The sequence below is a fragment of the Metabacillus niabensis genome (assembly GCF_020524345.1).
Lineage (GTDB): Bacteria > Bacillota > Bacilli > Bacillales > Bacillaceae > Metabacillus > Metabacillus niabensis_B.
The window spans coordinates 62,106-77,279 of sequence record NZ_JAIVLH010000009.1; the positions used below are offsets into that span (position 1 = coordinate 62,106).

At 35.6% G+C, this 15,174-nt stretch carries 16 protein-coding genes; all 16 read left to right on the plus strand.

Features of this window, described 5'->3' with window-relative positions; genetic code table 11:
- Positions 1–202 precede the first annotated feature (202 nt).
- Entirely contained in the window at positions 203–3,766 is a 3,564-nt protein-coding gene (gene smc, locus LC095_RS11220) for a chromosome segregation protein SMC (RefSeq protein WP_226528265.1), read from the plus strand.
- A 20-nt stretch (positions 3,767–3,786) separates the two neighbouring features.
- Entirely contained in the window at positions 3,787–4,785 is a 999-nt protein-coding gene (gene ftsY / locus LC095_RS11225) for a signal recognition particle-docking protein FtsY (protein WP_226528266.1), read from the plus strand.
- Positions 4,786–5,006: 221 nt separating this feature from the next.
- Positions 5,007–5,339, plus strand: coding sequence for a putative DNA-binding protein (locus LC095_RS11230; RefSeq protein WP_078434371.1), 333 nt, complete (start codon positions 5,007–5,009; stop codon positions 5,337–5,339).
- Between the two features lie 12 nt (positions 5,340–5,351).
- Positions 5,352–6,695: a signal recognition particle protein gene (gene ffh / locus LC095_RS11235; protein ID WP_226528267.1), complete on the plus strand. Its 1,344-nt coding sequence runs from the start codon at positions 5,352–5,354 to the stop codon at positions 6,693–6,695.
- Between the two features lie 170 nt (positions 6,696–6,865).
- Positions 6,866–7,138: a 30S ribosomal protein S16 gene (rpsP, locus tag LC095_RS11240; protein ID WP_078434369.1), complete on the plus strand. Its 273-nt coding sequence runs from the start codon at positions 6,866–6,868 to the stop codon at positions 7,136–7,138.
- A gap of 11 nt (positions 7,139–7,149) precedes the next feature.
- Positions 7,150–7,380 carry a KH domain-containing protein gene (locus tag LC095_RS11245; protein WP_216773142.1) on the plus strand — a complete coding sequence of 77 codons (231 nt, stop codon included), beginning with the start codon at positions 7,150–7,152 and terminating at the stop codon, positions 7,378–7,380.
- 155 nt (positions 7,381–7,535) lie between these two features.
- Positions 7,536–7,916, plus strand: a complete 381-nt coding sequence (locus tag LC095_RS11250) for a YlqD family protein (protein ID WP_226528268.1) — start codon at positions 7,536–7,538, stop codon at positions 7,914–7,916.
- A 5-nt stretch (positions 7,917–7,921) separates the two neighbouring features.
- Entirely contained in the window at positions 7,922–8,443 is a 522-nt protein-coding gene (rimM, locus tag LC095_RS11255; RefSeq protein WP_226528269.1) for a ribosome maturation factor RimM, read from the plus strand.
- Positions 8,443–9,177, plus strand: coding sequence for a tRNA (guanosine(37)-N1)-methyltransferase TrmD (trmD, locus tag LC095_RS11260; RefSeq protein WP_226528270.1), 735 nt, complete (start codon positions 8,443–8,445; stop codon positions 9,175–9,177). Before rimM ends, trmD begins: the two co-directional genes overlap by 1 nt.
- A 137-nt stretch (positions 9,178–9,314) precedes the next feature.
- On the plus strand, positions 9,315–9,659 hold the full coding sequence (rplS, locus tag LC095_RS11265; RefSeq protein WP_072580071.1) for a 50S ribosomal protein L19: 345 nt from the start codon (positions 9,315–9,317) through the stop codon (positions 9,657–9,659).
- A 232-nt stretch (positions 9,660–9,891) separates the two neighbouring features.
- Positions 9,892–10,443 carry a signal peptidase I gene (gene lepB, locus LC095_RS11270; RefSeq protein ID WP_226528271.1) on the plus strand — a complete coding sequence of 184 codons (552 nt, stop codon included), beginning with the start codon at positions 9,892–9,894 and terminating at the stop codon, positions 10,441–10,443.
- A gap of 19 nt (positions 10,444–10,462) precedes the next feature.
- Positions 10,463–11,323: a ribosome biogenesis GTPase YlqF gene (gene ylqF, locus LC095_RS11275; protein ID WP_226528272.1), complete on the plus strand. Its 861-nt coding sequence runs from the start codon at positions 10,463–10,465 to the stop codon at positions 11,321–11,323.
- Positions 11,324–11,450: 127 nt separating this feature from the next.
- Positions 11,451–12,221, plus strand: a complete 771-nt coding sequence (locus LC095_RS11280; RefSeq protein ID WP_226528273.1) for a ribonuclease HII — start codon at positions 11,451–11,453, stop codon at positions 12,219–12,221.
- Positions 12,222–12,240: 19 nt separating this feature from the next.
- Positions 12,241–13,494, plus strand: coding sequence for a hypothetical protein (locus tag LC095_RS11285; protein WP_226528274.1), 1,254 nt, complete (start codon positions 12,241–12,243; stop codon positions 13,492–13,494).
- The gene (locus tag LC095_RS11290) at positions 13,491–13,775 is read left to right on the plus strand and encodes an EscU/YscU/HrcU family type III secretion system export apparatus switch protein (RefSeq protein WP_319005792.1); all 285 of its coding nucleotides are present in this window, start codon (positions 13,491–13,493) and stop codon (positions 13,773–13,775) included. Before LC095_RS11285 ends, LC095_RS11290 begins: the two co-directional genes overlap by 4 nt.
- 232 nt (positions 13,776–14,007) lie before the next feature.
- Positions 14,008–15,168 carry an ADP-forming succinate--CoA ligase subunit beta gene (gene sucC / locus LC095_RS11295; protein WP_026559366.1) on the plus strand — a complete coding sequence of 387 codons (1,161 nt, stop codon included), beginning with the start codon at positions 14,008–14,010 and terminating at the stop codon, positions 15,166–15,168.
- Positions 15,169–15,174 lie beyond the last annotated feature (6 nt).

Here is a 15,174-nt window from a genome sequence, read left to right on the forward strand (position 1 = left end):
TTAGAATCGTATGATAAACAACATACGAAATTGAAGGAGTTGTCCTTTTTAAGGTTTATCTATTTAAAACTTTTAACGATAAAAAAATTTTAAGTTATGTCGACAAATTATGATAAAATATGGAGGAGTTTGTCATAATTACGATGATGTAAAACACAATTGACGAAAACATTAGAAAAAAGAATAAGTAAGGAGGATCACAATGTTCCTCAAACGTTTGGATATTGTTGGATTCAAGTCCTTTGCTGAAAGAGTCACCGTAGATTTTGTCAAAGGTGTTACTGCAGTAGTTGGACCTAATGGTAGTGGAAAAAGTAATATAACCGATGGTATTAGATGGGTACTTGGAGAGCAGTCCGCTAAATCTTTGCGCGGAGCAAAAATGGAGGATATTATTTTTGCCGGAAGCGATTCGAGAAAAAGCTTAAATGTAGCTGAAGTAACCCTTACGCTTGATAATGAAGACCATTTTCTTCCTATTGATTATCATGAGGTAAGTGTAACCCGCCGTGTTTACCGTTCAGGAGAAAGTGAATTTTTCATTAATAAACAAAGCTGTCGATTAAAAGACATCGTTGACTTGTTTATGGACTCAGGATTAGGAAAAGAAGCATTTTCGATCATAAGCCAAGGGAAAGTAGAAGAAATCCTAAGCAGTAAATCTGAAGAAAGACGTTCAATTTTTGAAGAAGCTGCAGGAGTTTTAAAATATAAAACTCGGAAGAAAAAGGCAGAATATAAACTTGCGGAAACTCAAGAAAATTTAAATCGTGTAAATGATATTCTTCATGAATTGGAAGGACAAGTCGAACCTTTAAAAATGCAGGCATCTATTGCCAAGGATTATTTAGAACAAAAGGAAGAACTAGAACAGATTGAAGTTGCTTTAACAGTGTTTGAAATAGAAGAACTACATCAAAAATATGAGAGTCTCTCTAAATCTGTAGAAAAAAACAAGGACTTAGAAGGCACCCTTTCAGCTACCATGCAAAAAAAAGAAGCAGCAGTCGAGCAGATGAAAGATCATATGAGTGCTTTAGATGACTCAATTAATGACCTTCAACAGGTTCTTTTACTTGCAAGTGAGGAGTTAGAAAAGCTTGAAGGTAGAAAAGAAGTTCTAAAAGAGAGAAAGAAAAATGCCCATCAAAATAAAGCTCAATTAGAAAAAACAATAGCCGACTATACAACGCAAATAGCCCAATTACGTCATGAAAAATCAGAACAAGAAATGCTTCTTGACGTTTATTCAAATGAATTGGAACGGATCAAAAAAGAATTATCAGAAAAGCAAAAGATGGCATTATCATATAATCAAAATATTGAAGAGCTAATTGAAGAATTGAAAAGTGAATACTTTGAACTCCTTAATGAGCAAGCAACAGCAAGAAATGAGATTCAATATTTAAATGAACAATTAACTCAACAAGAAAGAAAAAATGAAAGATTGCTAGAATCAAATAAACGTTATGTGGTAGAGCGCTCTGAAATATTAGAAAAGAAATTAAAGATTGAAACAAACTATGCACGGGTTGAGAAACAATTATCCGATCAAATAAAAAATTTCCGAGACACATCAGCCAAACTAGAAAACCTTAAAAATACGTATCAAAAAAAAGAATCGGCATTATATCAGGCCTATCAATTATTACAACAAACTAGGTCACGCAAAGAAGTATTAGAATCAATGCAGGAAGATTATGCTGGATTTTTTCAAGGAGTAAAAGAAATTCTAAAGGCCAAAGACAAACTCGGAGGAATTCATGGTGCTGTAGCAGAATTAATTAAGACGGAAAAAGACTTTGAAACTGCCATTGAGATTGCCTTAAGCGGCTCTATGCAGCATGTAGTTGTTGAAGATGAGGGTGCTGCAAGAAAAGCGATACAATTTTTAAAGCAAAATTCATATGGTAGAGCTACGTTTCTCCCACTGTCAGTCATTAAAGAGCGTGCTATCAACAAGCATGATTTGAATATGATTCAAAATCACCCGGCTTTTATCGGTATCGCTACAAGTCTAGTGGAGTATGAACCTAGATTTAAATCAATAATCGCTAACTTACTAGGAACAGTCATTGTTACCTCAGATCTAAAAGGTGCAAATGATATTGCAAAATTAATGAATTATCGTTATCGGCTTGTAACTCTGCAAGGAGATGTTGTAAATCCTGGGGGTTCGATGACTGGTGGAGCTGTTAAACAAAAAAACAATTCACTCTTAAGTCGACAACGCGAAGTTGAACAAATTGTGGAAAAGCTGACAGTAATGGAAGAGAAAACAGAACAACTCGAAATTGATGTAAAGTCTTCGAAGGAGACCATTGTAAAACAAGAAAGGCAATTAGAGGATTTACGCTCAAAAGGTGAAAACCTTAGATTAGAGGAACAAAGAATACGAAGTGATATCCGTGAAATTGAATTAAATGAAAAAAATGTTAATGATCATTTAACATTATATGACTCAGAAAGAGAAGCGTTTGATTCTGAAAAGGATCGGATTGATCGTCGTAAAAAAGAGCTTGAGGCTAAACTTCAAGAAGTGTCAACAAAAATAGTTGATCTTGATCAAAAAATTGAGGAGATGTCTGAAAAGAAAAACACACAGCAAACCTCAAAAGATGAGCTTCAGGCTGAACTGACAGAATTAAAAGTTGTCCTAGCCGGAAAACAACAATTGTTTGAAAATCAAAAAGAAAAAGTAGAAAGAATTCATGAAGATCTAAACCATGCTCAACAAAAGCATGATGAAGCTGCTGATGATTATTCTCTTCTATCAAATGAAATGACGTCAAGCTCTTCCGGAGAAGAAAAACTGGAAGAAGCGGCAACAAAAAAACTTCAAGATAAAAATAAAACAATCGATTTAATTGCAAGCAGAAGAGAAGAACGTCTTCAGTTACAAGATAAGCTTGAGTTTGAAGAAAGCGAGTTAAAAGAGATAAAACGTCAGGATAAGCAATTGCAAGAAATCCTTAAAGATGAAGAGGTAAAGCTAAACCGCCTGGACGTTGAACTCGATAATCGTTTAAATCATTTACGTGAGGAATACTTTTTATCCTTTGAAGGAGCAAAAGAAAAATTTGCACTTGAGATTGAAGTGGATGAAGCGAGAAAACGTGTTAAACTGATCAAACTTGCAATTGATGAGTTAGGAACGGTAAACTTAGGAGCGATTGATGAATATGAACGTGTTTCAGAACGTTTTACATTCCTAACAGAGCAACGTGATGATTTACTAGAAGCGAAAGACACACTTTACCTAGTGATTGATGAAATGGATGATGAAATGAAAAAACGGTTTGAACAAACCTTTAATGCGATTCGATCACATTTTGAAGCTGTATTCCAAGCACTCTTTGGTGGGGGAAGAGCGGAACTTAAGCTAACAGATCCCAATGATTTGTTAAACACAGGTGTTGAAATTGTTGCTCAACCACCTGGAAAAAAATTACAAAACCTTGGGTTGTTGTCTGGAGGAGAACGTGCATTAACAGCTATTGCACTATTATTCTCGATTCTGAAAGTTCGCCCTGTTCCGTTTTGTGTACTTGATGAAGTTGAGGCAGCTCTTGATGAAGCAAATGTACATCGGTTTGCGCAATATTTAAAGAAGTTCAGTCATGAAACTCAATTTATTGTCATCACCCATCGTAAAGGAACCATGGAAGAAGCGGATGTATTATATGGAGTAACGATGCAGGAATCAGGTGTCTCAAAGCTTGTATCAGTTAGATTAGAAGAGACAAAGGAATTAGTTCAATCTTAGCCGAAAGGACGAACAATAGAATGAGTTTTTTTAAGAAATTAAAAGAAAAAATCACTCAACAAACAGATGCTGTAACTGTAAAATTTAAAGAGGGCTTAACAAAAACCCGAGATTCTTTTGCAGGTAAAATGAATGATTTAGTGGCGAAATATCGAAAAGTAGATGAAGATTTTTTCGAGGAACTTGAAGAGCTTTTAATTAGTGCAGATGTGGGTGTCGCTACTGTTATGGACTTAATTGATGAGTTGAAAATGGAAGTGAAGCGACGCAACATCCAAGATACAAAGGATGTCCAAGCTGTCATCTCTGAAAAACTTATTGATATTTATGAAGGTGACAGTGACGACGAACCTGTTAACAAATTAAACCTTGAAAAAGGCAGACTAAATGTTATTTTATTCGTAGGTGTTAATGGTGTTGGGAAAACAACTACAATTGGAAAATTAGCCCATAAATTAAAAAGTGAGGGTAATTCAGTTCTTTTAGCAGCTGGAGACACCTTTAGGGCAGGAGCGATTGAACAACTGGAAGTATGGGGAGAAAGAGTTGGCGTAGATGTAATCAAACAATCGGAAGGCTCAGACCCTGCTGCTGTTATGTATGATGCCGTCCAAGCAGCTAAAGCTAGACAAGTAGATGTTTTATTATGTGATACAGCCGGACGTCTTCAAAACAAAGTAAACTTGATGAAGGAGCTTGAAAAGGTAAAACGTGTGATAGAACGTGAGATCCCTGGAGCACCGCATGAAGTATTACTTGTATTGGATGCAACAACAGGTCAAAACGCGATGACACAAGCAAAACAATTTTCACAAGCAACCGATGTTTCAGGCATTGTTCTTACTAAATTAGACGGTACAGCTAAGGGTGGTATTGTACTGGCTATTAAAGGTGAATTGGATATACCAGTGAAATTTGTTGGCTTAGGTGAAAAGATGGATGATTTACAAGAGTTTCATACTGAGCAATATGTGTACGGTCTGTTCTCAGGTATTATTGAAGAACAAGAGAAAGAATAAAATCTTATTAAGCTAACCTTAATCTTGGTTAGCTTTTTTATATGATCAGAAAGGATGAAAATTTTGGGGGTGATCGTATAATAAATTATGACTTAGCTATTAGGACATGGCGAAAGACAAGTTTTTCTACAAGATGTCTTTATACTACTTGACAAGAAAATGCTTCGTATGTAGACTTATATGTTGTAAAGGTAATTCACTTAACAAAGGGGTGAAAAGGCATGATGCTTGAAAAAACAACGAGGTTAACGTATTTATTTGATTTTTATCAATCGTTGTTAACCCCTAAGCAGAAGAGCTATATGTCCTTATACTATCTAGATGATTACTCCCTTGGTGAAATTGCGGAAGAGTACAGTGTTAGTAGACAAGCTGTTTACGATAACATTAAGCGAACTGAAGCAATGTTGGAGCAATATGAGGAAAAGCTACTATTATTTCAAAAGTTTCAAGAGCGACAGAAGATCATGACAAAACTGCGTGAATTTTCTGCTGAAGTGGCAAATCATAATCAGTATGAAGTCTTGCTTCAAGAACTTGAGAAATTAGATTAGGAGGCGGCATTTATGGCATTTGAAGGATTAGCCGACCGACTGCAGAATACAATGGCCAAAATTCGCGGCAAAGGAAAAGTAACTGAAGCAGATGTAAAGGAAATGATGCGCGAAGTGCGCCTTGCCCTTTTAGAAGCAGATGTTAACTTCAAGGTCGTAAAGGATTTTATTAAGCGCGTAAGTGAGCGTGCTGTTGGTCAAGAAGTTATGAAAAGCTTAACTCCTGGACAACAGGTCATTAAAGTAGTTAAAGATGAGCTAACCGAATTAATGGGTGGAGAGCAAAGTAAGATTGCGGTATCAAATCGGCCACCGACAGTTATTATGATGGTTGGTTTACAAGGTGCAGGTAAAACAACAACTACCGGTAAGCTGGCAAATCTCTTAAGAAAGAAACATAATCGAAATCCATTGCTTGTTGCGGCAGATATTTATCGACCTGCGGCTATTAAGCAGCTGCAAACACTGGGAAAACAATTAGATATGTCTGTGTTTTCTTTGGGAGATCAAGTAAGTCCAGTTGAAATTGCAACAAAAGCATTAGAGCATGCAAAGCAAGAGCATCATGACTATGTGATCATTGATACAGCTGGTCGACTTCATATAGATGAAAATCTAATGGAAGAGCTTGAACAGGTAAAAGAAATTGCCAAGCCTGATGAAATTTTCCTTGTTGTGGACGCAATGACTGGACAAGATGCAGTTAACGTAGCTAAAAGTTTCAATGAACAGCTTGGATTAACCGGTGTTGTTTTAACAAAACTTGATGGTGATACACGTGGCGGTGCTGCATTATCGATCCGCTCTGTAACGAATACACCAATTAAGTTTGTTGGTCTAGGAGAAAAGTTGGATGCTCTTGAAGCGTTTCATCCTGAACGTATGGCATCTAGAATTTTAGGGATGGGTGATGTGTTAACACTCATTGAAAAGGCTCAAACAAATGTTGATGCAGAAAAAGCAAAAGAACTAGAACAAAAAATGCGTACAGCATCATTTACATTTGATGACTTTCTTGAACAGTTAGGACAAGTTCGCAATATGGGATCTTTAGAGGATCTTATTGGTATGTTACCTGGTGCAAACAAGGTGAAGGGACTAAAAAACCTACAGGTTGATGAAAAGCAAATAAGTCATGTTGAGGCTATTATTAAATCAATGACGAAGGCTGAAAAGTCCAATCCTGAAATGATGAATGCTTCACGTAAAAAGCGAATTGCAAAAGGTAGCGGTACGACAGTTCAAGAAGTGAACCGCTTATTAAAGCAATTTGAAGATATGAAAAAAATGATGAAGCAAATGACAAGCATGACAAAAGGTAAGAAAAAAGGTGGGTTTAAATTTCCGTTTATGTAATGAACTGGATTTGAAATCTACTAAACGTAAGATGATTTTTGTGCAAAAATGTAGTAATTCACACTGTTTTTAGAGGTTTTTTAAAACTGACAAGAAAAAAACCTTTACATCATATAACTTATTTGATAATATACTATCTTGTTGAAACATTTTCGGAGGTGCTTTATAAAATGGCAGTTAAAATTCGTTTAAAACGTATGGGAGCAAAAAAATCTCCTTTTTATCGTATCGTAGTAGCAGATTCTCGTTCACCACGTGATGGACGTTTCATTGAAGTTGTAGGAACTTACAACCCAGTTGCTCAACCAGCAGAAGTGAAAATCAATGAAGAATTAGCACTAAAATGGATGTCAAATGGTGCAAAACCATCTGATACAGTTCGTAACTTGTTCTCTAACGAAGGCATTATGGAAAAATTCCATAACGCTAAAAACAGCAAGTAATGACTGTTGAGATGAAAGAGTTAATCGAAGCAATTGTGAGGCCGCTTGTTGATAAGCCAGATCAGATTGAGATCACTGAACATGAAGAAGGACATCAAATGATATTTCGACTTTCTGTTCATAAGGATGATATCGGTAAAGTGATTGGTAAGCAAGGAAGGATCGCAAAAGCCATTCGAACTGTTGTTTATGCAGCGGGATCTAATTCATCTAAACGAATCCAACTAGAGATTAACGACTAAAAAAGGGTGAGGAGGTTCCTCCCCTTTTTTTGTACTATCGGAAATTATATGAATTTTATGGGTGATAGTATGAGTAAAACTTTACAACATTTAATAAAAGTTGGTGAGTGCTTACGCTTTAGTAGGTATTAAGCTTTAAAAGGGGAGGAACAATAATGAAGATACTCCACCGTGTGACAGTTAAACAAATGATAACGGAAACTAGTAAGCAATCATTAATAAAAGAATTTTCTTCGCGAAAAAAATTAATCGAACAAGAATGTGATCAACTGTATTTTGAATATAAAAAGGTGGAGAAAACAAGTAAGCAGCTTTCAACGCAATTTTTAAAAGAAATAGATAAACGACGTGAAAAAATCAAGCTGGTTGAGTTTCAGTTAGAGCAGGTACATACATTGCCAATCGGAAGTGAAATAAAAGAAAAAGAAGTAGATGCTATAATTGATTTAACTATAGGTGACAATTGGGATGAACTAATGAAAGAAAAGAGCATTGTTATAAAAGATGGTATAGTAGATCAAATACGCCTGAGGTGATAGATATGGCTGAAAAATGGTTTAATGTTGGCAAAATAGTCAATACACATGGTATTAGAGGAGAAGTACGAGTTATTTCAAAAACAGACTTTGCTGAAGAAAGATATGAGCCAGGAAATACTTTATTTATTTTCAAGGAAGGATCAACTGATCCGATAGAAGTCATTGTTGACACTCACCGTGTACATAAAAACTTCGACCTATTAACGTTTGAGGGATTGCACTCTATTCAGGATGTTGAGCCCTTTAAAGGTTCTTTAATAAAAGTATCAGAATCTCAATTATCTGAGCTTGAAGAAGGTGAATATTACTTCCATGAAATTATAGGGTGTAAGATGTATTCAGATAGCGGGGATGAAATCGGAACAATACGTGAAATTCTTGCAACAGGTGCAAATGATGTTTGGGTTATTCAAAGAAAAGCAGGAAAAGACTTGCTTGTACCCTACATAGATGAAATTGTAAAAGATATCAACATTGATGAAAAGAAGATCATCATCACACCAATGGAAGGGTTACTTGATTAATGAAGATTGATTTTCTAACTTTGTTTCCAGAAATGTTTCATGGAGTATTAAATGAATCTATTCTTAGAAAAGCTCAGGAAAAAGAAGCTGTTACATTTAATGTGATTAATTTTCGTGAATATTCATCAAATAAACATCAAAATGTTGATGATTATCCTTATGGTGGAGGAGCTGGGATGGTATTAACTCCACAACCTATTTTTGATGCTGTAGAGGACATACGCAAACAGCATAACTCAGAGCCGAAGATAATATTGGTTTGCCCTCAAGGTGAAAGGTTTACACAAGCAAAAGCAGAACAATTAGCTAGAGAGGATCACCTCCTTTTTGTTTGTGGACATTATGAAGGCTACGACGAGAGGATTAGAGAGCATCTTGTGACAGATGAGATTTCTATAGGTGACTTTGTTTTAACGGGAGGAGAGCTCGCATCAATGGTCATAACAGATAGTGTTGTCCGGCTCCTTCCCGGTGTTCTGGGAAACGAGGACTCTCCTATTTTAGATTCTTATAGTTCCGGCTTACTAGAGCACCCGCATTACACAAGGCCGGCTGATTTTAGAGGGCTTAAAGTGCCGGAAGTACTTTTATCAGGAAATCACAAATTAATCGCTGAGTGGCGTGAGGAGCAATCTCTGAAAAGAACCTTTGAACGTCGTCCGGACCTATTGGAAAAATACCCGCTAACAGAAAAACAAAAAGCCATCATTAAAAAATGGCAAAATGAAAACTAGCTATTGCACCCAATGTAGTGATATGGTATGATAAATCTCGTGACTTGCTGATGTATTATATGCAAGTCTTTTAAAACGATGTTCCGCTGCAATCAATAAATATTGGAATGAGCATCTGTTGGAAGGAGTTGAAAACGATGCAAAAACTAATTGAAGAAATCACAAAAGAACAACTAAAAACTGATTTACCTGCATTCCGTCCTGGTGACACTGTACGTGTACACGTAAGTATCGTCGAGGGTACTCGTGAACGTATTCAGGTATTTGAAGGTGTTGTGATTAAGCGTCGTGGTGGTGGAATTAGCGAAACATTTACAGTACGTAAGATTTCTTACGGTGTAGGTGTTGAACGTACTTTCCCTGTACACACACCAAAGATCGCGAAGTTAGAAGTTATCCGTCGCGGTAAAGTTCGCCGTGCTAAACTTTACTACCTACGTCAACTACGTGGTAAAGCTGCGCGTATTAAAGAAATTCGATAAGACAGCTTAGTTTACCCTAAGCCTAACATATATGGTTCAGTTATACTGTCCGTATAGTTGAAAAGGAGCTTGTTGCTTAACAAGCTCCTTTTTCAATAATATTGTCATTCCATACCTATTTTAAAATAAAAAAACTGTTACATATAAATAATAAAAATTAAAGCCAAATAATAATACGCGTATATCAAGAAACAAACAGTGGACATAATGATTGCTAGAAGCAGGTGAAGATATGACAAAAAAGAGAAATGAAGTTCTAGAGTGGATAAAAGCTTTAGTTATCGCTGTCATCTTAGCGGCAATCATAAGATCTTTCTTTTTTGCACCTATTGTAGTTGATGGATATTCAATGATGCCAACACTACATACACAAGATAGGATGATTGTGAATAAGTTTTCATATAAAATAGGTGATCCTGAACGTTTTGATATTGTTGTTTTCCATGCTACGGTTGATAAGGATTATATTAAACGAGTAATTGGTTTACCAGGCGATCATGTTGAATACAAAAATGATACGCTGTATATAAATGGTGAAAAGTATGAAGAACCGTATCTTGATGAATATAAAACTGAACTCATAGATGGTCCTTTAACAGAGCCTTTTGATTTAGAAGGTATTACAGGGGAATCTACGGTACCTCAAGGCCATCTGTTTGTTATGGGTGATAATAGACGGCAAAGTAAAGATAGTAGACATATAGGAACAATACCAATTGAAGAGGTAATGGGGAAAACGAGTTTAGTCTATTGGCCATTCTCACAAATTCGTCTCGTCAAGTAAGAAAAAAGAAGGTGTAATTATGACAATACAATGGTTTCCAGGACATATGGCTAAAGCAAGAAGACAAGTTACCGAAAAGCTTAAATTGATTGATATAGTCTTTGAGCTTGTTGATGCAAGAATTCCAATGTCATCTAGAAATCCAATGATTGATGATATTGTTTCATCCAAACCAAGGATTGTGTTATTGAATAAAGCTGATAAGGCGGATGAAGCAATTACAAAACAGTGGATTGAATATTTCAAAGAACAGGATATTCCTTCAATTGCAATTGACGCTCAATCCGGTACAGGATTAAAACAAATTACCTCATTATCAAAACTTCTATTAAAGGAAAAATTTGATAAAATGGCTGCAAAGGGAATTAAACCTCGTGCTATACGTGCTTTAATCATTGGGATTCCTAATGTAGGTAAATCAACATTGATTAACAGACTTGCAAAGAAAAATATAGCAAAAACTGGAGATCGACCTGGTGTCACAACTGCCCAACAATGGGTAAAGGTAGGGAACGAGCTTGAGCTCTTGGATACACCCGGAATATTATGGCCTAAATTTGAAGATCAGCTTGTAGGTCAAAAGCTTGCAACTACAGGCGCAATAAAAGATGCTATTTTGAACTTGCAGGACATAACTGTATTTGCTTTAACATTTTTAAAAGAACATTATCCAAATAGACTGATTGAACGGTTTCATTTAGAAGATCTTTCTGATGAAATTGTTTCACTTTTCGATGAAATAGGTAAAAAGCGTGGTTGTATGATGTCAGGTGGCTATATTGACTATGATAAAACGTCTGAGCTCATTTTAAGAGAAATTCGAACAGATAAATTAGGAAGGTTATCTTTTGAAACACCTGCAGATTTTAAAAAAGATTAATACTTAATTGACTCGCTGATAAGATGCGGGTCTTTATTTATTATCTTATATGCCGATATAGTAGATATATAATCTAAATGGTACATATCCAAAAACAATAATATGCTGAAATAAGGAGAAACCATAAATGCAATTAACAACAAATGAAATTAAACAAAAGCTTTCTTCTATAACAAATAAAGCTGATCCATTTCTAATCGAGTGTCAGGCTGATCATAGAAAAGGAGTGCAGCAATTAGTTGAAAAGTGGTACAAACAATATGAGCAGCAGAAAAATTTACAAAGTCAGTTTTATAGCATGCTACGATTTGAGAGAGAAGCTAAAAAGAATGGATTTCATCTAATTGCAGGTATTGATGAGGTTGGGCGAGGACCGTTGGCAGGCCCGGTTGTAGCAGCTGCTGTGATCTTAAAAGAGGATTGCTATATTCCTGGATTAACAGATTCTAAAAAACTCACAGCATTGATGAGGGAACGCTTTTATGACGTGATTCATGAACAGGCTGAAGCAATAGGGGTTGGAATTGTTTCTCCATCTATTATTGATGAAATTAATATTTATGAAGCAACGAAGGTAGCTATGTCAAAGGCAATTGAAAATCTTTCGAAAACACCGACGTATTTACTTTTAGATGCTATGAAACTTAATGTACAGATTCCACAAACATCAATTATAAAAGGTGATTCTCAAAGTATTTCAATTGCAGCAAGTTCAGTCATTGCAAAAGTTACTCGAGATCGAATAATGGGAGACATTGCAAATCAATACCCCGAGTATGGATTTGATCAACATATGGGCTATGGAACAAAACAACATTTAGAAGCTTTAAATATACATGGAGTTACTGAGCACCATCGAAAGAGCTTCGCACCAATTAAAGAACTTCAAAATCCTTGATTTAAGGAGAGAAAGTAAAATGATTCAATTTTCAGCAATCAAAGGATTTCTTAATGATTCTATTTCACAAATGAATAGATCAACAAATAAGTTGACATTAACCAATAATCAAGTAGTTCAAGGGCAAGTACTTAAACTCTTTCCTGATCAAAAGGCCTTAATTCAAATAGGCCAATCTAAGTTAGTTGCCCAGCTAGAGGCTTCACTAAATTCCCTAGACCGGTACTGGTTCCGTGTGAAAAGATCTGAACAACAGGGGTTACAATTAAAAATTATTAAGCAAGTAGATCATTCGACAAACCAGTCAGTCGCAAAAGATTTGCTTACAATGTTTCAGCAAAAGACATCCAAAGAAAATATATTATTAACTGGTGAATTAGCAAAAGATCACATTCCATTCACCAAGGAGCAACTGATAGATACTATAGAAATACTGAAAAATACACCAAAAAAAGATGTATCAGCTTTTATAGAAGCAGCAAAATTTGCAATTAAACAAGAATATCCACTAACAGAAAATGTGATAAAGTCCCTCATGCAAACACAATCCAATGTCTCATTAGCAAACCAAATAGGCACTTTATTTCATTCATTGCAAGGATTGGATCAGCCATCAAATATAGTTAGACAATTGCAACAATCATTAATTAACCTCATGCAACAATCGGATGACCTCCTCTCAGTAAAGCAATTTGAGATAGGGGGAGAGAATCGCTTGACAATAAAAGATATTTCAAATGAGATACAAGCACTAAGGGAGAGGCTATTGGTTGTTAGTAAAGAAGGTGAAGGACTTGCAAAGGCCAAAGATCAGATTGATTCACTTATCCAACGATTGAACGGTCAAACATTACTTCAACAAGATTTAGGTCCCACAACACAGATGATCACACAGATACCTTTGTTTCCATTAAGTAATTCTGATTTAACCATACAATGGCACGGTAAAAAACAAGAAAACGGGAAAATTGACCCATCATTTTGCCGTATTCTTTTTTATTTACAACTACCGACTCTTAAAGAATTGATGGTTGATGTACAAATACAAAATAGAGTGATCACAATTAGCATTACCAACAATTTTGAAAATATAAAACCTATAATTTCCAATCACTCTGTAGGACTAAAAGAACTCTTAAATGAAATGGACTATAAATTATCTGCTATCCATGTTAAATCATTTGATACAGCAGCAAACCAACCTCATCATAAAGAGCAAGTAAGCATAACGAGTGGTTTCGGTCCTTATACAGGAGTTGATGTGAAAATATGATGAATAAAGATTCTGTAAAAAAGGCCATTGCATTAAGATATGACAAAGAAAATGAGCAGGCACCAAAGGTAATTGCAAAAGGTAGTGGATTTGTTGCAGAACAAATACTTGAGAAAGCCAAAAATAAAGATATTCACGTACATGAGGATAAGGCCCTTGTAGAGCTTTTATCAAAACTTGAGATACACCAGCAAATTCCAGAAGAATTATATGCGGCTGTGGCGGAAATATTTGCTTTTGTGTATAACGTAGAGAAAGAAATAAAAGCGAAGAATGAGTAATATCTCTAATAGACCTATAGTATGATAGTGACTCGCTGATTCTCTCATACTTATAGGTTTTTTGTTTTATCTGGGTAAAAAGTCTGTGAAATGTATATTTTCTTTTATACTAAAAAAATAAAAATTAACTTGAATTTTACTATTTTGTGTGTAATTGTAGACAAGGTTCGAACTATTATATAAAATGAAAGCGCAGTCTAATTTTTATGCAAATTGGTTAGGAGGATGGCAAATGAATATCCATGAGTACCAAGGAAAAGAACTCCTTCGCAAATACGGAGTTTCTGTACCAAATGGACGAGTTGCTTTTTCTGTAGATGAAGCAGTTGAAGCTGCAAAAGAACTTGGAACAGATGTAGTAGTGGTAAAAGCGCAAATCCATGCAGGTGGACGCGGTAAAGCAGGCGGGGTAAAAGTTGCAAAAAACCTTGACGAAGCACGTACATATGCAGAAGAAATTTTAGGAAAAACACTTGTTACACATCAAACAGGTCCTGAAGGTAAGGAAGTAAAACGTCTCCTTATTGAAGAAGGTTGTGATATTAAAAAAGAATATTACGTAGGTCTTGTATTGGACCGAGCTACTTCTCGTGTCGTTTTAATGGCTTCTGAAGAAGGTGGAACAGAGATTGAGGAAGTAGCTGAACAAACACCGGAGAAGATCTTTAAAGAGGTTATTGATCCTGCTGTAGGTCTACAAGGCTATCAAGCTAGAAGAATTGCATTCAACATTAATATTCCTAAAGAATTAGTTGGCCAAGCTGTTAAGTTTATGATGGGGCTATATCAAGTATTTGTTGAAAAAGATTGTTCCATCGCAGAGATTAATCCTTTAGTTATAACTGGTGATGGAAAGGTTATGGCACTAGATGCAAAATTGAATTTTGATTCAAATGCATTATATCGACATAAAGATATCGTAGAATATCGTGATCTTGAAGAAGAAGATCCAAAGGAAATTGAAGCTTCTAAATATGACTTAAGTTATATTTCTTTAGACGGTAATATTGGCTGTATGGTAAACGGTGCCGGTCTTGCTATGTCAACAATGGATATTATTAAGTACTATGGCGGCGAACCTGCAAACTTCCTGGATGTTGGGGGCGGTGCAACTGCAGAAAAAGTAACTGAAGCTTTCAAAATTATTCTTTCTGATCAAAATGTAAAAGGAATTTTCGTAAACATCTTTGGTGGAATCATGAAATGTGATGTAATAGCTGAAGGTGTAGTAGAAGCGACTAAACAAGTTGGCTTAGAAATTCCTCTTGTTGTACGTCTTGAAGGTACAAACGTTGAATTAGGTAAGAAAATTTTAGATGAATCCGGTTTAAATATTACTTCTGCAGAGTCTATGGCTGACGGCGCACAAAAAATCGTTTCATTAGTGAAGTAAGAAAGG